Below are 20,682 nucleotides of genomic sequence, written 5' to 3' on the forward strand. Positions count from 1 at the left end.
TCTTGTACCCACTACCATCCTCGCACCAACCGCTATCCCCGCACCTATTGCCACCATCGCACCTGTTATCACCAGAACACACGATGTCACTGGAACATACATTGTCACTGGAACATACATTGTCATCCCGAATACACGATGTCATCCCGAATACACGATGTCATCCCGAACTTGTTTCGGGATCTTGCTAAGACTTTATGAGATCCCGAAACAACCCGTGAAACAAGTTCAGGGCATGGTTCGGGATGACATCGCTTGTCTAGAATGACAGCAGGCGCAAAAAAGATAGTAGACGCAAGGATAGTGGATGCAGAAATGATCTTGCATTGCAGAGATGGTATTGAGTAACTAACCTTATGTTTTATCACCACCTTCACCCTGATTTATATTTGATTCTTTCGGTTGATTTAAATCCTCTTTCTCCTCCCTATCCTGATTTTCCTGGGATTTTGGTGCTTTACTTTCTGTAGTAGTATCTCTGTCTATAGTGTTTTTTGTTGATGATGTATCATCTCTAGTTGGCACTTCTTTTTCAGGCACTGATGAACTCTTTTTATCAACACTGTCGGCGTTATTAGTATCATTTAAATTACTGAATTGTTTTAGTTTCTCATCGATACTCCCTTCGGTTCTTTGTACAGAACCAAATAATTCCATAGCACCACCACCTATATTAACATTACTGTTCATATCCTGAGAGCTATTTTGAGTAGGTTGCTTGGTAGATTTAACATCTTGTCCAGTTTGTGGTTTTACCACACCTCCACCTCGTTTTTGTTCCGGCTTTAATTCACTTAAGACACTAGCATTAATTTTAGCAATTTCTGCCTTTTGCGTTCCAGAAAACATTGATTCAATATTCTTAGCATAAGCTTCCTGATGTCCATTCATTTTATCATTATTCATAGTATTTCTTAGCATCGCTTCGTATACTGACTTTACCTTGGCAAATTTTTTCTCTTCACTGGAAAAAGCCACATATCTTGAAAACTCTGCTTTAGAAAAGCCAGTTAGATTATTGGTGTCAATATTACGATCGCTAAAGAATTTCTCTAGATTTTCTCTAACTTCAGGCGTCTCTAGCTTCCTCATTGGCCCAGTATCAGCAACAGAAATATTTTGTTGTTGAATCTCACCTCCTGATGATCTATTAGCATTTTGAAACCCAGCACCGCTACTTCCTCCTACTCCAGAACCACCTTCAGTTTCACCGTCAACTTTCTTATTTGTGCTACCGTTGCCACCAGACGAACTGTTGCTACTACCGCCACCATCACCAACATTACCACCAATCTTATCTCCAGCGCCACCACCGCCGCCAACATTACCACCAATCTTATCCCCAGCACCTTCGCCGCCACCAACATTACCACCAATCTTATCACCGGCTCTGCCAGCACCAGCTTTCCCAGCACCGCCGACACCTTTCATTGCTCCACCAGCAGCACTAAGAGCCTTCATACCAGCTTTAAATATCGCTTGTGGTTTTATGGCAACCGCGCTAAGAGAAACTCCCTCAGTCATATCCGCAGCAAATTCCGACAATTGTGCGCTAAAGTGGTACATCAAGTACAAAGTAAAACAAGCCGTAATTAATGCCAGTACTAAATCTTTGATCTTTTCAAATAGTACCTTAGGTGAAATAAAAAACATTGCTGGCGAAAAAGTAATTGCACTTAAAAATTGAAATTTTGCCATAAAATCATCAGTGCTACTTTGTGGTTTTGCCATTTCTTTGACCGACGATTTACCAAAATCGTACATAGCGGCTATAGGATTATTTAACATAAATCCTAAGCTGTTTTTGCATCCCTTAGCTTCATCACCATCTTCACCTCCATCATAACTAGCCCAATTGTTACTAACGTAAAATATCCTTGTTTGTCGCTGATCACTCTTTAAGTCTTTTGAATCATATCGACAACTTCCATAAAAGCCAAAATCATAGACTGAAAACATCGTAACCATAAAAGTTGTTACTACCATAGGTTGCAACATAAATGATATCATTAGCTTTACCCAACCATCAAAATAACCTCTAGTATATTGAAATAACAACATCGGTACAAATAATGGTGCCAACACACCAAGAATTACTATTGAAATCATACAAATCACAGTGGCATTAACCATATAAGCACCAACTGAAATCACTAATAATGGGTACATTAAAGCAAGAGATACTAAAGTCATGTTCCCAGTTATTACTGCTGGAATTAGTAGATAATAATATGGTGGCACCGAAAAACTAAAGAAATCAAAATTTACAAAATCATGATTACGAGCTTGATTCTCTACTATCATAGTTTGGATAAAATCTAGTCCTAAATAATGACTTACTCTACAATCTAAAGCATCCCACAAAGCAAGATGCTCAAGACCTTTTGCATAACTCATGTCAAACTTGCATAATTCAGACGGAGAAGCATTCATGATCCAACTCGCCATTTGATTCATCCCACCAAGTAAAAATGGGAATGCCCACTGAATCATCCCATCCAACTTACCGTAGTCTGAATTACTATAAGGTTGGATATTAATTCCTACTGAAAAATACGTTACAAAAATAACTTTTACGACAAAATTAACAAATTCCGCTTTTGGCGGCACATTCCCTGTTAATAAAATTTTAAACCCAAAAAAAATCACATATATGGTTAAAAAAGCAGTAACAGTTTTATGCATGTTTTGTTGAAACTTAAAAAATGAACTAGTTTCCCGCTTAGATGAATTTACTACCGAATTAATATCGTCAAAAGTACAAACGTCACTACTTGCTAGCAAACGAGTAGCCATTTCTCGTATACATTCTATTAATGGACCGGAGATAATTACAGCAGTCCTAGAATTATTATAAGCTCTTTGGTAACACCCACCGGTATTACTACATTTCATTAACGCCATATCATCTTCAGCAGAATACAAAGAGCCGGATTGATTTAAATCCATAAAGCTTGCATAAATAGATTGAGGATATGGTTCTTTTATATATTTACATCCTACTGGTATCCAACCACTAAATGCCATAGTTGCAACACATAATCTATCATTCTCTCTTATCACTTTCCATGGAAACCAAGGTACTAACCCGATGTCAATCATGTTACCTGAATCACCTTCCTCTGTACTTCTAAACATCTCATGATAATCCTCTTTTGGAAAGTCCCATGATTTTTTGATATCGTCCCACGGGCTTTTGCCAGTAAACATTGATGAAGCAATAGCGATTGCAGATTTTGCTACCGCTTTCACACGAACTACAGCTAACTTAGTATTACTACATACTGCAAAACTTAATTTTAGCTTAGTGTTTGGATCAAGAGGTTTGCTTGTATCAGTTGAATCTCTTGAAAGTCTTGGGTCTATTCGATTTGGACGCTCACAAGCTCCAGGGAACATCTCTTGATCATTTATTTTCAAACGTAAGACTGAATTAGCATAAAGACCAGGCGACAAAATATTAGCCACCATAAAAGAAAAAAATGAAGCTGGAATACAAGTATGTGAGAATTCCGAACGCAGCAAATCTCCAACACCTTGAGTCTCACAGGTAAGACCTGTAAGAACATCAATAATTGAATCCATAATATCTTTTGCATCTGCTTTTTGTACATTACTAAAATTGACTACAGCAATTATTAGCAATACTGACACAATTCTAGATAAGCCGGAATATACAAGTTGAACTAGACCTCTTGCATAACTCATAAATAAATGAGAGATTCTTATAAAAAACTGGCTTAAGCACCCTAGTATATATAACAAGGAACACTTATTTAACGACAAAATCAGTTTATACAAGAGATCTATTATATCACGTATTGTCATGACACCTTATAATCCACTATGATTTGCTTCAGGCTTTGCGCCTTAAGCAAGACGAATCTTACTTTAATTGACACAGTTCATTGAACCATACGCGCCAAATTAAGGAAATTAAAGTACTATAACTGGATTGCTTCAGCCGTAAATGGTCTCACAATGACAGCGTGAACAAGAGCTCAACTAGCTGTCATTGCTTCGATAAGCGAAGCAATCAGTCAAATTAGCGTGAGTATTCTATTTTGTTATTAATATAGTCACCCGAACCATCTCGAGCACACAAGCTCGGGACGACTTCCGGGATAACCGGGATAACTATTTAAAATTCAAAATTATTACACACTAGCTTATTATTCACCACTGACTGGATTATGTTTCTATCTTACAATTGCTTGGATTTTTAACAACATCTCAAGCAAGACAATTTTTCCTAAAAACTGTAAACCGTAAACGTTCACTATATCATATTGCTTTTACTTCTTCATAGAATATTGGCAACCATTTTTCTGGATTTTCCCCATACTCTGCTCGAACTCGATCGAGCAATAATACTGTTTCTGCCCTACCTGATAGTACATTAACTATATTAGTCATACCACTTAAATTAACCTTAGCCACTACAGCACTTATTCCTTGTTTTATTAAAAAATACCGAGATGCAGGATCGGTAGTTTTAATTAAAATATATTCTCTTTGGCTTAACATAAAAGCACTACGATACACATCCGTTGCTTTAAGATTAGGTAAAAATATTTGAGTTGCCGTTTGTTGTATTAAAGTATCACTTATTCTACTTTTTGCAGCATCTTCCACACTCTGCGTAGCAAAAATAACAAAAGTATTTAATTTTCTCAAAACCTTCAACCAATCTTTGATTTTTGGAGCAAATACCGGGTTATCAATTAATGCCCACGCTTCATCAAGTACTATCATTGTTGGGAAACCATCCAGAGAAATATTAATACGATGAAACACATACAATAATACTGGCGATAAACTGATAGTATCTTTCAATAATTCAGCCATTTCAAAACCAAAAACTCTAGCTTTAGCTAAATCAATATTATCTTCCTCATTATCAAATATTTTTGCATGCGACCCCTTGCTGTGCCACATAGCAATTCTACCGGCTAAAGTACCTGGTCCATCAATACCTAAAAAAGGAACTATATTGCGCAATCTTCGATCTTTTCTGTTTAATCGATAATTGCCGTCTAACGCTTGAGTTAATAATTTAATATCTTCAGCAGAAATAGTTTCTCCATTAGTGGTTACCAATATTTTTAACCAATCTAATAAAAATGACCTATTTTCTCCATTATCCGGCAATTGCAATGGATTAAAATTACATTGCTTACCAGGATCTATAACAGTATAAATACCAGCAAGTGCACGAATAAAAATTTCAGCCCCACGATCTTTATCAAAAAAGAACATACGTGGCTTAAATTTCTGTGCTTGCGCGCATAGAAAATTCATTAATACAGTTTTACCAGCTCCAGTAGGACCAATAATCAAGGTATGACCAACATCTCTCACATGAAAATTAAAATAAAAAGGGGTGCCAGAAGTAGTGTCAAGAATAGTTACATGTTCTCCCCAATGATTACCAGACATTTTACCAATCGGGTAATTATGCATCGAGGCAAACCCTGACATATTAAGTGTATTGATAGTAGATTTTCTAATTATATAATCTATATTACCAGGCAGCTGCCCCCAATAGCTAGGCTCGACATTTACTTTTTCACGTACTGGTTGTAAGCCACAGTTAGATAATTCTACTGATGCCATAGATAATGCATTTTCTAAGGCTTTCAAATTATCATCTATACATAGAACAGAAAAATGATGTTCACCGAAACCAATATCTCCACTCATAGCCATATCAAGCGCTTGTGAGATCTCGGCAATTTGAGATACTGCTTTATCTTGAGCCTGAATCATTCGATTTTGTTGCAATGTCATCGCATTAATTGCTACAGTTCTGTTAGAAAATACAAAACTTTGAGTCATAATAAATTCAAAAGGCATTTGCAAAAAACCATCAAACATCCCAGCTGAAGTACTAGGACCATATTCCAATATACTGACTATACCAGCATATTTTCGTCCACTTGCTCCTCGCGCTTCAATTGAACGAGATCCAAAAAATAACCTGTGAGTTGGTATATATTGGTCAATTTGTCCTCGTGGAACAATCATTGGCATTGATTGACCACAATTTACTAAAGTCCCCAAAAAGCCTAAAATTTCACAATTATAACCACTATTAGATTTTTCAACCCCCAGTAATTTTGCATCGTAATCTCTAAACGTATTTAAAACTCTTGTACTCATTTCTTGGAGACTTTCTTTCATCTCCCTCATATCACTTTCCCAAGCTGATTTATTGGAACTCTGTTGTAACTTTTTTAACAAATGCTCTACTATAGCAGCACCAGCTGTATCTGGCTTATATAAAATACTAATATATAATTCGTTAAAAAACGAAGCAGCACCGGAGTGTTTCTTTCTCCATTCATTAGATAAATATGTAATAAAATCGTTTGGTACTTTTATAGTAGGATCAATACTATAATGCTGTTTACTTACTACTGGTTTTCGTCTCCTAACCGTATGAAAATATAGAATAATATTACCTGAGGCCATTGTCTTTAGTAATGAATTTCTCATATTTTTTCTGATATCTAAATCATCATCATCAGCAGTCTCAAATGAAAAACCACTAACCTTTATCACCTGAAGTAATTCATTTTTCTTAGTCAAAATAGTATTACTATCCCAATGGCACTTATAAGGAATAAAATGCGACACTGGCTTTTCTCGACGTGCTTTAGATTCTTTTGCGGCAGTAGTTTTAAATAATTTAATCACTAAAAAATACCATTTAACAAAAATGCTGACTTCCGTAGCCTATAAATTTTATGAACTATGTTGAGCTGACATAATTATTTTTCTCATATCAAAAACCCCAGCTATTCCAAGACAAATATCTCAATCTCAAATACTATATGAATTTGCGCCATAAAAAGATTTATTAGGGCATTGATTACATTTACTACCTTTATTTAAGTAAAGCTCCATAAATCTTGGTTCTTTAAAACACAATAAATACCCTACCAAATGAACTGCACCAGCAATAAAAATAATACCTATACCAGAAGTTTGAATAAATGCTCCAACTGAAATCATCATATTCAACATCGCAAATTGGATACTGACACCAAATATCATTGTAGGTCTAGTTAATCCTACAAACAATGGATCTGATACTAATTGTCCAGACATCTCTACCTTCTAAACTATTTTATAATTAATGCTATAGTAATTGAAAATATAATGATAAATCAAAACTATAATACTAGCAATGCTATAGGTTTTTCTGATGCGATACATATCAACATCAAAATAACTTAAAAATTATAGAAAAATCGAAAAAATTAAAAGAACAAACAAAAATTTAGATATTTATATCAAAAAAGTTAATTATTATTAATTTAATTATTGCCTTATAAAGTTAATTTTGCTAACATTTGTTTTATAATTATGCATGTATATCATTATGAAACAAATATATTTCCCAGAATTAAATCAGCTGCATAGTAATATTACTATTGTACAATTACAACAAAAACCAAGTAATAAAGAAGAAGAAAGTGCTGTACAATTAGATCTTTCAGTACTAGCTCAAGAAAAACTAGAATCTTTAAAAAATGCACAACTAGAACTAACTGGAGACGATTATACGAAAGTTGTAAATGATTTTATACAAGAACATAACGGTATGCATCCTAACAGCGCAAGTGAGAATATCATATTCAAAAAAAATAATAACAAATACAACTGGAAATTTGAATATGCTGGAGTACCGTTTGATTCAGAAAAAGGGATAATAAAATTAGTAGAAAATAACAACAATAAGGTAATGAAATATCAGTATCTATGTGATGAAGTAACTTATTGTCAGTTTACATTGGAAGCTATTAATGATAATCAAAATTTTATCGAATTGCCAAAAGAAGAAAAAGCTAATGAAGTAGCAATAGAGCAACCACTTGCAATAGTCAAGAAAGGAAATATTGCTTATTTTAAACAACAATTTGGTATGTATCCACCACCAGTACAGCAGAGATTCAAAAATGATAAATTAGTAATATGTACTCTTGGACCTATTAACATTAATAGTGAGATAGACTTTCCTGGTAATGACCATAATAAAAAGGAAACTTCTGCTACTACAATAATAAATTATTTATTATACAAAAATGACGATATTACTAACTTGATAAATCAAGAAAATTTACTATGGGTTATGGATAAGAATGGTAAATTATATACGTCTACTACAGAAAATGGAATGCATCATAGTTATTTCTTAAAGACAGAAGGATATGGTAAGCCAGTAGCTTGTGGTGGACATATGTCGATAAAAAATGGTAAAGTTACGATGTTAAATGACGGCAGTGGACACTACACACCAAATTCTGATCAATTATTATTAGCAGCACATTTTTTATACAAACAAGGAGTGTTAGATGAGAATGTAATAGTTAACGTAGGAAGCTGGGATAAGAATAATAGAAGAAGTTATAATCTAGCAGACATTGCCCAAATTAATACTCAAGATATCTTAGGAAAATACTCGGAGTTAGTATAAAAAATTTAAACTTATTACAAAAGTAGTAGTTAGAAAAAATATTAAGTAATTTGTTGGTGTTCATGAATTTTGAGTTTGAATGTTAGTATACTCTTAAACCATTACTATATGTCATTAGGCTTCTCTAAGAGGCTGTCTTGAAAGTAGATCTAAGTGGTAATTTTGCTCACTCAAAACTTGCCTCCACTCCGCAACAAACAAGAGACTGCTTGCGGTGCTCGTCAGTAACCAGCTCACTGACCGGCGCTATATTTCTGAGTTTGTGAGAGAAGCCTTATAAGACACGGCCAAAGTAACCTAAAAAAATTTCGTAAAGCTTTAATTTACTATAATTGCTACACTTTATCAGCGCGAGAACCAAACTCGAAGCAATCGAGAAAAGCCAACATATAAAAGGTAATTTTGTGGTCAAAACTTGCCTTCTTACGCTCCGAAATAACCAAATGTATACTCGATACCCGATTTCGTTTTTGTTTAAAAAATTTCTCTATAATATATTCTGATCTGATAAGCTCTAAGACATATTTTTTACTTTTTGTGCAAGCCTACTAATCTTTCTAGAAGCGGTATTTAACTTAAGCACCCTTTTTGTAACACCTCGCATAACCTCAGACTGCGCAATTATTAAAGCATCCCTCGCTTCTTGCTGCGATCCAGCAGCAATTGCCTGAGATACTTTTTTAATATAAGTCCTGATACGACTAATTCTACTTTTATTAATTAAAGTTTTTTTAATTGTTTGTCTTAATGCTTTTTTTGCCGAAGAATGATTTGCCATATTGAATAATTATCTCATAAACTAAATTAGTAAACTAGTAGTAGACATTGCATAAGAAATTTTATAGAACCTAGCACTACCATGACTTTCTTGTGGTATAAAATCTCATTAAACCTCTTCTGAAACTTTATTCGCGGTAATTTTATCGTTGAAACTTGTTTGGCCTCCTCAAATATATCAAATATTCTATAGTGTTCAACTATATTTCTCTTAAAAATTTCTCATTAAGAGCCCTAGGCTCTGTGAACAAAAATTTTAATGGGTTTATTTGTGCATTTTTTGTCTACAAAATAACAAAAATTTTTTAAAATAGTTTACTGTTTCTGCAAATTTTTATTATTTTTTGACTAAAATTCACTATAAATAATCTCCATAAAATTTTGTTCACAGAACCTAGATTAGTATATCTAAGAGGCAATTTTGTTGTCAAAACTCATCTTTATTTTGAAACAAACTAAAAGGCTGCGTGCAGCGCTCACTTTTGCTTTTATCTAAAAAATTTCTCTCTTATATCTACTGATCTGGCAGGTTATAAAAATTTTTTTATTTATTTACAGTTATGCAAAAAGTCTATTATATTTTTGATTCAGATGATTCTTGCTTAACAACATTGAGCACGCTCCCTTTAGCGCTGATATCACGGTCAACAAATTCTATATAAGCTACAGGAGCCATATCGCCATACCTAAAGCCTGCCTTAATTATTCTTATATACCCCCCAGGACGAGCATTATATCTTTTTCCTAATACTCCAATTAATTTTTCTGCCGCAACCTTGTCCTTTATTTTTGCAATAATTTTTCTTCTAGTCGCTAAATCAGATTTTTTTGCATTTGTAACTAATTTTTCAACATAAGGGCGCAATTCTTTTGCTTTTGGTAAAGTTGTTTTTATTTGCTCATTCATTACAAGTGCAACAGCCATATTTGCCAACATAGCTTGCCTATGACTACTTGTCCTGTTTAATTTCCTGCCTTTGATTTTATGATACATCTCTTAATATACTCCGTGTGGATAAAAAGTTGACTGGTGTTGATCAATTTTAAAAAACTATAAATCTCGAAGTAGAGTTATATAAACAACTTAAAGCACGAAATACTTACAAAGTTTCTGGAACGACAACGCTAATTCTTCAAGTTAAACTTCGTCTACCACCTCCTCATTTAGCAGAGGTATGCATATAGCTTAAATTAATATGGATCCTCATAACGCTTTGATAAATCTTCAAGATTTTCTGGTGGCCACCCTAGTACCGACATACCAAACTTCAAACCAAAACTAGATAATATTTCTTTTATTTCATTTAAAGATTTACGACCAAAATTCTGTGTTTTAAGCATTTCAGCTTCAGTTTTAATCACAAGATCACCAATATATACTATATTATCATTCTTAAGACAATTTTGAGATCTTACCGATAGCTCTAATTCGTCAACTTTTTTCAATAATACTGGGTTAAATGGTAGTTCCTCTAATTTATCATGCTTTTCTTCTTCCTCTTCTTCAAACATAATAAATAACTGCAGCTGGTCTTGCAATATTCTTGCCGCTAAAGCAACCGCCATTTCAGGTGATACAACACCATTAGTTTCAACTGTCATCACTAATCTATCATAATCAGTAACTTGACCTATACGTGTATCTTCAACTTTATATGCTACTTTTCTTACAGGACTAAATAGTGCATCTATAGGTATTACTCCTATCGCCAAATCTTTATCTCTATTAGCTGGAATATACCCTTTACCAGTTTCACATGTAAATTCTGCTTCCAATTGCGCCCCTTTTGCTAGAGTACAAATAACATGATTAGCAGCCAGCACTTCAACATCATGCCCTGTATCAATCATACCAGCAGTAACCACACATGGCCCTGTAACATTAAGTCTTAATATTTTTCGATCAGCAGTATGCATTCTTATAGCAATAGACTTTAGATTCAATGCTATATCTACTAAATCTTCTTTTACTCCTGGTATCGCAGAAAACTCATGCACCACCCCAGGAATCTTTATTGAAGTTATTGCTGCCCCTTGTAAAGACGACAATAATATTCTACGCAAAGCATTACCAATAGTTAACCCAAATCCTCGCTCTAATGGTTCAACTATAATTTTCGCTATATTATTACTTGAACTATCATAAATTAGCTTAGCTGGCTTTATTAACGATACCCAATTCTTATTAATTGATAACATTTATATTCCCTCTAAACCTTATACTCTTCTTCTTTTAGGTGGCCTACAACCATTATGAGCTACAGGCGAAACATCTATAATTGATGTCACAATAAAATTTTGTCCAAACACCGCACGCATTGCAGATTCTCTTTGCGCACCAGCTCCCTGTACTCTTATAGATACAGTTTTAACTCCGTGCTCTTTTGCATCTTCAGACGCTTTATTTACTGTAACTTGAGCTGCATAAGGCGTTGCTTTCTTAGCACCCTTAAATCCATGACCACCAGCTGTGGAAGCAGCAATAGCATTGCCCTGAACGTCCGTAAAAGTAACTATAGTATTATTAAAAGTAGCTTTAATATATACTACCCCAAGCGTAATATTCTTTTTTTTCTTTTTTATTTTATTAGTACTTACACTCATGTTTTATCTCTAAACTTAATCTTTTATTTTTAGCTTTACAAAGATTTTTCTGTAACCAACAGAGTTATATCATCTTTACTCAAACCTAGATAGTTGTTTATTTAGTCACCTTTTTCTTACCAGCAATTGCTATGGCTTTCCCTTTTCTAGTACGTGCGTTAGAATGGGTATTTTGCCCTCTAACTGGCAACTTTCTAATATGCCGCATTCCCTGATAACATCTAATATCCTTTTTTTTCTTAATGTTTAAATTAATTTCTCGACGTAAATCACCTTCTACTTTACATTTTTTTTCAATAATATTACGCAAAGTGATCAATTCCTGATCATCTAGCTCTTTTACTCTTTTACTTTCTGATATTCCCGCTTCTGCACAAATCATTTTTGCAGAAGTGCTACCTATCCCATATATATAAGTTAAACTTATTACCAAACGTTTGTTTGCAGGAATATTAACATTTGCAATTCTTGCCACATCAGCTCCTAAAAATTAGTAATTAAATTAAAAAAGAATAATATAAAAAAGCTCAGCAAAGTCAAACTGTTTTTATAACAAACTTAATAAAGTAGACGATATTTGATCTTGACCAAGATTCGCATCAACTGTTAATAATTTGTTACAATCACGATAATATTGAATCATAGGTTGCGTTTCTATTTTATACTCTTGCATTCTTTTATTAATTGTGATTTCGTCATCATCAGTTCTATGTATAAATTTATTAGAACCACAAATATCACAAATATCTGCAACTTTTGGCTGGGCATAATATTTATTGTAAGTTTTAAGACAAACTGCACAACTAAATCGACCTAAGATTCTTTGCTTTGCTATAGTCTCACTAACCTCAAAATAGATTGCTTTTACCTCATTAACTATCTTGCTGTCTAAAAATTTTGCCTGAGCTAAATTACGAGGATACCCATCTAAAATACAATTATCTTGATACTCGTCCATTAGCAAAAATTTATAAACTATCTTATTTACTAAGTCAGTGGGTACCAGCTTCCCCTGAGAACTATAATCATTCATTAATTTTCCTTCTGGCTCTTGTTTTTCAATAATACTTCTAAACATATCACCAGTCGACAAATAAGATAAATGAAGTTTTTTTGCCAAAAACTGTCCTTGAGTACCTTTACCAGCGCCAGGAGCTCCTATCAATACAATGAACACTATCGATCTCTCAATTTCATTTTTTTTACCAAACCTTCATATCTATTACTAAATAAATGCGTTTGCACTTGGGTAAAAGTATCCAAAACAACATTGACCACTATTAAAAAACTGGTTCCTCCTAATGAAAAAGAAACCGCATATTTATTCATCAACATTTCCGGCACTACACATATAATACTTAGATATATTCCACCTAAAACAGTTAATCTAGTAAGCAAATAATCAAAATATTCTGCTGTATTTTTTCCTGGCCGTCTTCCTGGAATATAAGCACTATATTTTCTTAAATTATTTGCCGTTTCTTCGGAATTAAATACTACAGCAGTATAGAAAAAACTAAAAAATAATATTAATGCTACATACAACAAAATATACAAAGGTTTCCCATGTCCTAAGTGATAAGTAAACCAAGACATAATATCAGAGTTGTTACTTGAAAAACTAGCAATAGTTACTGGAAATAATAAAATGGAACTCGCAAAAATCGGTGGAATTACTCCAGATGTATTTAATTTAAGAGGCATATGAGTAGAATCACCACCATATATCTTATTACCGACCTGTCGCTTTGGATATTGCACTAATACTTTTCTTTGCGCTTTTTCAAAAAAAACAATAACCGCCACCATTAAAATAACCATTCCGCATATAGCGACTACTACTAAAGGAGATAAGCTACCTTTACGTGATAGTTCAAACATACTGATAATTGCACTAGGCACACCAGATACTATACCAATAAAAATAATTAAAGAAGTACCATTCCCTATTCCTCTCGCTGTAATCTGCTCTCCTAACCACATTAAAAACATAGTACCAACTACCAAAGTAACTACCGTGGTAATTCTGAAAAACATTCCTGGCATTAGCACCACAGAGCCAACATCAGTTACTGCTGATTCTAAACTTATTGCTACTCCATAAGCTTGGAAAGCTGCTAATATAACTGTTAAATAACGAGATAGTTGATTGATTTTTCTTTTTCCAACCTCTCCTTCTTTTTTTAGGTTTTCTAATGGCTTATATGCAATAGAAGATAGTTGAATAATAATAGAAGCAGTAATGTATGGCATTATCGCCAAAGCAAAAATAGACATTCTACCAAGTGAACCACCTGATAACATATTAAACATTCCTAGTATTCCAGCTTGATTTTGTTCAGCTATATTACTTAAAGCCACAGAATCAATGCCTGCTATAGGAATAAACGAACCCAGGCGACAAACTACAAGTATTAATAAGGTAAAAACAACCCTACGACTTAGATCATTATTAGATTTACGTGCATAACTCACTTATATACTTCTATGAAATGAAAAATTGGCGCAAAGCAAGTCAAGTTCAAAAGAACATAATATGTATAGAATTTTTGTAGCATAATACAAAATTTTTGTGACGACAACACGAATTCCTTGAGCTTCACTTTATTTGATTTTTCTCACAAACTCTACTTCTATAGAAGATTTGTACACAGCTCCAGTACTCAAATCCAAAACAAAAAAGCATATTGCGGACGAAGTTCTGTATTTTCTCAAATCTTCTCATATTACTTAGTTTATGAGATAAGTTTATTATAAAATTTGTCCACCAGCTTCCTGAATAGCTTTTTTAGCAGATATAGAATAAGCATCTAGTTGAACAGTAATTTTACAACTCAAATTACTACCATCTGATAATAGTTTTACTAAACATCTAGTACTCTTAATAAACCTAGCACGCACTAAAGCTTCTTTGTTAATTAATTGAATTGCGTCTAATCTACCTATTTCAACCAAAGCATTAATATCTTTTATATTTAGAACTTGATATTTGAGAGAATTTAAACTACGAAAACCGCGTTTTGGCAAACGCTTAATCATTGGCATTTGCCCACCTTCAAAACCTTTAATCGCAACACCTGCTCTAGATTTTTGTCCTTTTACACCACGACCACAAGTTTTTCCTTTACCACTTCCGATTCCACGACCCAATCGTTTACTTTTTTTCTTTGCACCTGGGTTATTAAATAATGTATTAAGTTTCATCACAATAAACTCTACTTTACTTCTTCTACTATTACTAAATGCTTTACTTTATTGACCATACCGCGAATCGAAGGAGTATCCAACAATATTCGCTTCTTATGCAATTTATTAAGACCAAGACCAATCAGGGTTTGTTCTTGATTGTATTTTCTACCTATAGCACTGCCTACTTGAGTCACTAGAATTTTTTTATCTATTTTTTTCATATTTTTTTCCTTTCAACTTACTCGCTAGGTTTAATCTTAACTGATTTAGTTGAAACTTCACTAATTTTTTTATTTCTTTTTTCAGCAATCACTTTAGGCGCAGATAGTTTTGACAACGCATCAAATGTCGCCGCTATCATCGCATAAACATTACTAGAACCTATAGATTTCGCTACAATATCATGAATACCTAACAAACCAAACACAGCACGCATTGGTCCTCCTGCAATAACTCCTGTACCAGCTTTTGCACGTCTTAAAATTACTTTTGCTGCACCGCTATGACCTATCACATCATGATGAATTGTTCTACCCTGATATAATGGAATTTTAACTAATTGCTTTTTTGCTTCTTGAGTTGCTTTTATCCTTGCTTCAGTAACTTCTTTAGCCTTACCATGGCCATATCCAACTTTACCCGCTTTATCTCCAGCTACCACACAAGCAGAAAAAGAAAACTTTCTTCCACCTTTTACAACTTTAGTAACTCTATTAACATCAACTAAAGTTTCCGTCAATCCTTCTACTGTATTTTTTTTAGCCTTAGCCATTCTAACACCTAAATTAAAATTCTAAATTTTTTCTTGCTGCATCAGCTAAAGCTTTAACAATACCGTGGTACTTGCATCCACCTTTATCAAACACAACTTTATGAACACCTATCTTTGCGGCTTTCACTGCTATTGACTCACCAACTAAACTAGCAGAATTAACATTACAATTTGACTTACCAACTTTTCTAATTTCTTTATCAAGAGTAGAAGCAGATGCCAAAGTCACCGAATTCGCATCATCTATTACCTGAGCATATATATGTTTTCCAGATTTAAATATTGATAACCGTATTCTATCTGATACTTTGGATATTCTAGTTCTGACTCTGTTCTTTCTTATTTCAAATCTTACTTTAGAGTTACGCATAAAAAAATCTCAATTACTATTTCTTTTTCCCTTCTTTTCTTTGTACGTATTGCCCCTTACGCTTAATACCCTTTCCTTTATAAGGTTCTGGTGGCCTTTGCTTAATAAGCAACGCTATAAATTGACCTAGCTTTTCCTTATCCGTACTTTCTAAAACAATAATATTTTGTTTTGGAGCATCTACTTTAATGTTTTCTGGGATTTCAATCTTGGTATTATGACTTTTTCCCAAAGTCAGATTTATATAGCTGCCTTTTACAAAAGCTCTATAACCTACACCGTTTACCTCTAATTCTTCTGTAAAACCATCTTTTACCCCTTTTACCATCCCATAAATTATACTACGGGCTGTACCCCACATGGCACGGGTATTTTTATTGGCATTCAATGGCTCAACCAAGAATTGACCCTCGTTTAAACTGAAAGAAATATCTCCAGAAAAATTCTTTGATAGAGAACCTTTTGGACCAGAAATACATACTCTTAGTTTATCGATCTCAATTTTTACATTATCAGGGACAATAATCGGCAATTTCCCAACACGTGACATTATATTTACCTTTAAAATACTTTACAAACAATCTCTCCACCAATCTTCAAACGATGAGCTTCTCGATCAGAAATCACACCTTTAGAAGTAGATAAGATATAAATCCCCATATTATTATAATATCCTTTCAATTTATCAATTGAAGAATATACTCTTTTTCCTGGTTTAGATACTCTATGTATTTCAGAAATCACCGGTCTTCCACTACTAGAATATTTTAACTCAACCTCTATACACCCAATATTATTAGTAGTATTTACTTCGTACCCTTTAACATAACCTTCTGCTACTAACACATCTAAAATTGCGCATTTTATTTTAGAACATGGTAACGAAATGTTAATTAACCTAGCTTTCTGACCATTTCTAATTCTGGTCAACATATCTGCTATTGTATCTGTCATTGACATATAAAAAAACCTATCATCTACCAACTTGCTTTTACTACACCTGGCAGCAAACCTTTGCCACCAAGATCTCTTATCATATTCCTAGATAAAAAGAATTTTCTACTAACTCCTCTAGGTCTTCCTGTCAACTTACATCGGTTCCTTACTCTAGTAGTAGCTGAATTTCTTGGCAATTTAGCTAATTTCATTACTAGGTCAAACCTATCTCCTAAAGATATATTTTTATCGTAAATTTCATCTTTTAATTTAGCCCTCTTTAAGAAAAATTTTCGCGCTAATTCTTTTCGTTTATTATTATTGTTTATAGAACTTACTTTAGCCATGCATTATTACTCCACAAACATGTACAAATTGTATAACGAATGTTAAATTTATATAGCTTGGCTTGTACTTGCGTAGTATAATAATACATTCTACTCAGCTATAACCTTACTTTAAAATTTAACTGTAACCACTTAACTAAACTCTATCTATATATAGCTTAAACTCAGTTATAAAAAGGCAGATCAAAACCCGATAATAACGTTTTCGCTTCTTTATCAGTTTTAGCAGTGGTAACGATTGTAATATCCATACCACGAATCGTATCTATTTTATCATAGTTAATTTCTGGAAACACAATTTGTTCTTTAATACCAAAAGTAAAATTCCCTCTACCATCAAAACTCTTCGCCGATAAACCTCTAAATTCTTTAATACGAGGCAACGCAACTAAAACCAATCTTTCTAGAAAATCATACATTCTATCTCGACGCAAAGTAACTTTACATCCTATTTTCATTCCATCTCGTAATTTAAACGTAGCTATTGATTTTTTGGCATTAATTACCAATGGTTTTTGACCGGAAATTAAAGTTAAGTCATTTACTGCATAGTTTATAACTTTAGAATCGGCTACCGCTTCTCCTATCCCCATATTTATAACAATTTTTTGTACCTTAGGCATTTCATGCTTATTCTTATAGCCATATTCCTGCTGTAAAGCATTAATAATAACTTTGTGGTACAATTCTTTAAATCTTAATAACATTTTACTTACCTTCCTCAACAATAGTCTCTCCAGATTTTTTAGCTATCCTTACTTTAGAACCATCTTGCAAAATCTTAATAGCAATCTTTGTAGGCAAATTAGTTTTAGGATCAACATGAGAAACATTAGAGATATTAATGGGCAACTCTTTTGCAATAATACCACCTTCACTAAGTTGAGTAGGTTTAGTATGTTTTTTTACAATATTAACCCCCGCAACTATTGCTTTATTCTCTTTAGGAAAAATTTTAAGTACCTTACCTTTTTTTCCTTTATCTTTCCCGGCTATCACTATTACAGAATCACCTTTACGAATCTTTAGCTTCAACATATCTATAATACCTCCTCTGCTAAGGATACTATTTTTATAAATTTCCTAGCCCTTAATTCACGAGGCACTGGACCAAATACCCTAGTAGCCAAAGGCTCACCCTGCTTATTTAACAATACTACAGCATTAGAATCAAACTTTACCCTACCATCGTGCCTTCTGACTCCACACTTTGTACGCACTATTACAGCTCTGTGCACCTCTCCTTTTTTTACCTTCCCATTAGGCAAAGCTTCTTTTATAGATACAACTATTATATCCCCAAGCACGGCGATCATATGATGAGACCCACCCAAAACTTTAATACACATTACTTTTTTAGCTCCAGAATTGTCTGCGACATTAAGGACGCTTTGCATTTGAATCATATAAATAAACTTCCACTAAAGAAATTAGAACCTAAAAATAGCTTATACCAATCACTTCTAACATGTTAAAAAATTTAGGTTCGCTTGCTTAAATAATCTTTACTTACGCCTAACTTACCCAACTTATTTTCACCAGACTCCTATCACAAACTCATTCTGGCTGGTGATTTTGTTGTTGAAACTTGTCGTTGATCCTCACATATTTCTGTACGCTACGGTTCTCACTAAAAATCCCTCAACCATTTCTGAGTTTTGATAGAAGACTATCCTCAGAAATTAAATTGGCACTATAGAACCACCCAGGTCTTTGTTTTAGAAATAGGGCGACTTTCTATAATCTTAACTACATCACCTTCCTTATACTGATTATGAGGATCATGCGCAGCATATTTCTTTGATACCTTTATTGTTTTCTTGTATATAGGATGTCTAAACCTACGCTCTACTTTTATTGTAACAGTTTTATCAGCTTTTGAACTAATCACAACACCTTGTAATACTCTTTTTGGCATTTCTTTTTACTCTCCAGCTAATCGTTTAGATAACTCAGTTTTTATTCTAGCTATATCTTTTTTAACAACTTTAAACTTACTAGTGTTTTTTAAATCTCCCAACGCCTGTTGAAATCTTAAATTAAAAGATTCTTTTTTTAAGCTATTTAACTGTGTATATAAAGTTTCTGTAGCCTGCCCTAATAAATCCTGTTTAGAAAATTTTGAATTACCCATAACGTCTCACTATTTTTGTTCTTACTGGTAACTTGGCGCTAGCAAGCTCCAATGCTCTAACAGCGACTTCATCACTTACTCCTTCAATCTCAAACATAATACGCCCAGGCGACACTCTAACTGCAAAAAATTCCGGAGCCCCTTTACCTTTACCCATCCTAACTTCAGCTGGTTTTTTTGAGACTGGTAAATCAGGAAATATTTTAATCCACAACTTACCTTGGCGTTTCATTTGACGCACCGCAGCACGTCGCGCAGCCTCAATTTGCCTTGCTGTTACTCTTAGACCATCCAAAGATTTTAAACCAAACGAGCCAAAAGCCAACATTGTACCCGCTTTAGCTTTCGCTTGCACTCTACCCTTATGAGCTTTTCTAAATTTTTGTTTTTTTGGTGCTAACATCTTGTTCCCAAATCTTAATTATGTTTTCTTCGATTTTCTGTGTAATCACCATTATAAACCCACACTTTTATACCTATAACTCCATAAGTAGTTATAGCTTCAGCTAATCCATAGCTAATATCTGCTCTTAAAGTATGTAACGGCACTCTACCCTCTCGGTACCACTCCGTTCTAGCTATCTCCGCCCCACCAAGACGACCAGAACAACTAACTTTGATTCCCAAGCCCCCTTGCTTAAAACAAGCCTGCATCGCCATCTTCATGGCCTTACGAAACGAACCTCTTTTTTCAAGTTGAGCAGCTATCGTCTGCGCAACGATAGCCGCATCTACGTTAGGTTTTTTTATCTCATGTATATTTATATATACTTCATATGGCGAAATTTTTAGTATCTCTTTCTTTAAACGCTCAATATCATTGCCACTTTTACCAATAATAACCCCTGGCTTTCTGGCGTAAATATTAACTACTACATTCTTGTTTGACGCTCTTTCAATTAGAACTCTACTAACTTGAGCTTGGACATACTTACTTGTAATTAATTTCCTAATTCTCAAATCCTGAATTAATAACGTGCTATAATCTTTCTCAGCATACAAGACAGAATCCCATCCTTTAATCAAAGTAGGACCAACTCTAAAACCGTGTGGATTAACCTTCTGTCCCAT

At 33.8% G+C, this 20,682-nt stretch carries 25 protein-coding genes; 1 reads left to right on the plus strand and 24 read right to left on the minus strand.

Translation table 11 applies throughout. The features are described from left to right. Positions 1–354 precede the first annotated feature (354 nt). The 3 genes from Trichorick_RS01890 to Trichorick_RS01900 all read right to left on the minus strand — a co-directional run bounded on the left by Trichorick_RS01890 (position 355) and on the right by Trichorick_RS01900 (position 7,113). On the minus strand, positions 355–3,708 hold the full coding sequence (locus Trichorick_RS01890; protein WP_323738570.1) for a TrbL/VirB6 family protein: 3,354 nt from the start codon (positions 3,706–3,708) through the stop codon (positions 355–357). 576 nt (positions 3,709–4,284) lie between these two features. Further along, positions 4,285–6,696, minus strand: coding sequence for a VirB4 family type IV secretion/conjugal transfer ATPase (locus Trichorick_RS01895; RefSeq protein ID WP_323738849.1), 2,412 nt, complete (start codon positions 6,694–6,696; stop codon positions 4,285–4,287). Between the two features lie 129 nt (positions 6,697–6,825). After that, positions 6,826–7,113, minus strand: coding sequence for a VirB3 family type IV secretion system protein (locus tag Trichorick_RS01900; RefSeq protein ID WP_323738571.1), 288 nt, complete (start codon positions 7,111–7,113; stop codon positions 6,826–6,828). Between the two features lie 274 nt (positions 7,114–7,387). Between Trichorick_RS01900 and Trichorick_RS01905 the strand changes: the two genes are divergently transcribed. Beyond that, positions 7,388–8,482 carry a hypothetical protein gene (locus tag Trichorick_RS01905; RefSeq protein ID WP_323738572.1) on the plus strand — a complete coding sequence of 365 codons (1,095 nt, stop codon included), beginning with the start codon at positions 7,388–7,390 and terminating at the stop codon, positions 8,480–8,482. 514 nt (positions 8,483–8,996) lie between these two features. Here Trichorick_RS01905 and rpsT read toward each other — a convergent pair. From rpsT to rpsC, 21 genes are all read right to left on the minus strand, one after another. Further along, positions 8,997–9,260, minus strand: a complete 264-nt coding sequence (rpsT, locus tag Trichorick_RS01910; protein WP_323738573.1) for a 30S ribosomal protein S20 — start codon at positions 9,258–9,260, stop codon at positions 8,997–8,999. Between the two features lie 573 nt (positions 9,261–9,833). Further along, on the minus strand, positions 9,834–10,253 hold the full coding sequence (gene rplQ, locus Trichorick_RS01915; protein ID WP_323738574.1) for a 50S ribosomal protein L17: 420 nt from the start codon (positions 10,251–10,253) through the stop codon (positions 9,834–9,836). 197 nt (positions 10,254–10,450) lie between these two features. Continuing rightward, complete coding sequence (locus tag Trichorick_RS01920; protein ID WP_323738575.1) at positions 10,451–11,458, minus strand: DNA-directed RNA polymerase subunit alpha; 1,008 nt, start codon at positions 11,456–11,458, stop codon at positions 10,451–10,453. Positions 11,459–11,476: 18 nt separating this feature from the next. After that, a complete protein-coding gene (rpsK, locus tag Trichorick_RS01925; RefSeq protein WP_323738576.1) occupies positions 11,477–11,863 on the minus strand; it encodes a 30S ribosomal protein S11 in 387 nt (128 codons plus the stop codon). A gap of 97 nt (positions 11,864–11,960) precedes the next feature. Beyond that, positions 11,961–12,338 carry a 30S ribosomal protein S13 gene (gene rpsM / locus Trichorick_RS01930; RefSeq protein ID WP_323738577.1) on the minus strand — a complete coding sequence of 126 codons (378 nt, stop codon included), beginning with the start codon at positions 12,336–12,338 and terminating at the stop codon, positions 11,961–11,963. Positions 12,339–12,410: 72 nt separating this feature from the next. Continuing rightward, positions 12,411–13,040, minus strand: a complete 630-nt coding sequence (locus Trichorick_RS01935) for an adenylate kinase (protein WP_323738578.1) — start codon at positions 13,038–13,040, stop codon at positions 12,411–12,413. Beyond that, complete coding sequence (gene secY, locus Trichorick_RS01940; RefSeq protein WP_323738579.1) at positions 13,040–14,338, minus strand: preprotein translocase subunit SecY; 1,299 nt, start codon at positions 14,336–14,338, stop codon at positions 13,040–13,042. The genes Trichorick_RS01935 and secY overlap by 1 nt, the downstream gene beginning before the upstream one ends. Before the next feature lie 276 nt (positions 14,339–14,614). Next, a complete protein-coding gene (rplO, locus tag Trichorick_RS01945; RefSeq protein WP_323738580.1) occupies positions 14,615–15,067 on the minus strand; it encodes a 50S ribosomal protein L15 in 453 nt (150 codons plus the stop codon). 11 nt (positions 15,068–15,078) lie between these two features. After that, positions 15,079–15,273: a 50S ribosomal protein L30 gene (gene rpmD / locus Trichorick_RS01950; protein WP_323738581.1), complete on the minus strand. Its 195-nt coding sequence runs from the start codon at positions 15,271–15,273 to the stop codon at positions 15,079–15,081. 17 nt (positions 15,274–15,290) lie between these two features. Next, complete coding sequence (rpsE, locus tag Trichorick_RS01955; RefSeq protein WP_323738582.1) at positions 15,291–15,824, minus strand: 30S ribosomal protein S5; 534 nt, start codon at positions 15,822–15,824, stop codon at positions 15,291–15,293. A gap of 13 nt (positions 15,825–15,837) precedes the next feature. Beyond that, positions 15,838–16,194: a 50S ribosomal protein L18 gene (gene rplR / locus Trichorick_RS01960; protein ID WP_323738583.1), complete on the minus strand. Its 357-nt coding sequence runs from the start codon at positions 16,192–16,194 to the stop codon at positions 15,838–15,840. A 16-nt stretch (positions 16,195–16,210) separates the two neighbouring features. Then, positions 16,211–16,744: a 50S ribosomal protein L6 gene (rplF, locus tag Trichorick_RS01965; RefSeq protein WP_323738584.1), complete on the minus strand. Its 534-nt coding sequence runs from the start codon at positions 16,742–16,744 to the stop codon at positions 16,211–16,213. 11 nt (positions 16,745–16,755) lie between these two features. Next, positions 16,756–17,154, minus strand: coding sequence for a 30S ribosomal protein S8 (gene rpsH / locus Trichorick_RS01970; protein WP_323738585.1), 399 nt, complete (start codon positions 17,152–17,154; stop codon positions 16,756–16,758). 17 nt (positions 17,155–17,171) lie between these two features. Continuing rightward, positions 17,172–17,477, minus strand: coding sequence for a 30S ribosomal protein S14 (gene rpsN, locus Trichorick_RS01975; RefSeq protein WP_323738586.1), 306 nt, complete (start codon positions 17,475–17,477; stop codon positions 17,172–17,174). A gap of 164 nt (positions 17,478–17,641) precedes the next feature. Beyond that, complete coding sequence (gene rplE, locus Trichorick_RS01980) at positions 17,642–18,184, minus strand: 50S ribosomal protein L5 (protein WP_323738587.1); 543 nt, start codon at positions 18,182–18,184, stop codon at positions 17,642–17,644. A gap of 1 nt (position 18,185) precedes the next feature. Further along, positions 18,186–18,515 carry a 50S ribosomal protein L24 gene (rplX, locus tag Trichorick_RS01985; RefSeq protein WP_323738588.1) on the minus strand — a complete coding sequence of 110 codons (330 nt, stop codon included), beginning with the start codon at positions 18,513–18,515 and terminating at the stop codon, positions 18,186–18,188. Between the two features lie 2 nt (positions 18,516–18,517). Beyond that, complete coding sequence (rplN, locus tag Trichorick_RS01990) at positions 18,518–18,883, minus strand: 50S ribosomal protein L14 (protein ID WP_323738589.1); 366 nt, start codon at positions 18,881–18,883, stop codon at positions 18,518–18,520. A gap of 287 nt (positions 18,884–19,170) precedes the next feature. Further along, positions 19,171–19,395, minus strand: coding sequence for a 30S ribosomal protein S17 (rpsQ, locus tag Trichorick_RS01995; protein WP_323738590.1), 225 nt, complete (start codon positions 19,393–19,395; stop codon positions 19,171–19,173). Positions 19,396–19,401: 6 nt separating this feature from the next. Beyond that, positions 19,402–19,611, minus strand: a complete 210-nt coding sequence (gene rpmC / locus Trichorick_RS02000) for a 50S ribosomal protein L29 (RefSeq protein ID WP_323738591.1) — start codon at positions 19,609–19,611, stop codon at positions 19,402–19,404. After that, positions 19,604–20,014 (minus strand): 50S ribosomal protein L16, encoded by a 411-nt coding sequence (gene rplP / locus Trichorick_RS02005; RefSeq protein WP_316354999.1) that lies wholly within the window; start codon positions 20,012–20,014, stop codon positions 19,604–19,606. Before rplP ends, rpmC begins: the two co-directional genes overlap by 8 nt. Before the next feature lie 14 nt (positions 20,015–20,028). Further along, the gene (gene rpsC, locus Trichorick_RS02010) at positions 20,029–20,682 is read right to left on the minus strand and encodes a 30S ribosomal protein S3 (RefSeq protein WP_323738592.1); all 654 of its coding nucleotides are present in this window, start codon (positions 20,680–20,682) and stop codon (positions 20,029–20,031) included.

Source organism: Candidatus Trichorickettsia mobilis, from assembly GCF_034366785.1.
Classification (GTDB): domain Bacteria; phylum Pseudomonadota; class Alphaproteobacteria; order Rickettsiales; family Rickettsiaceae; genus Trichorickettsia; species Trichorickettsia mobilis_A.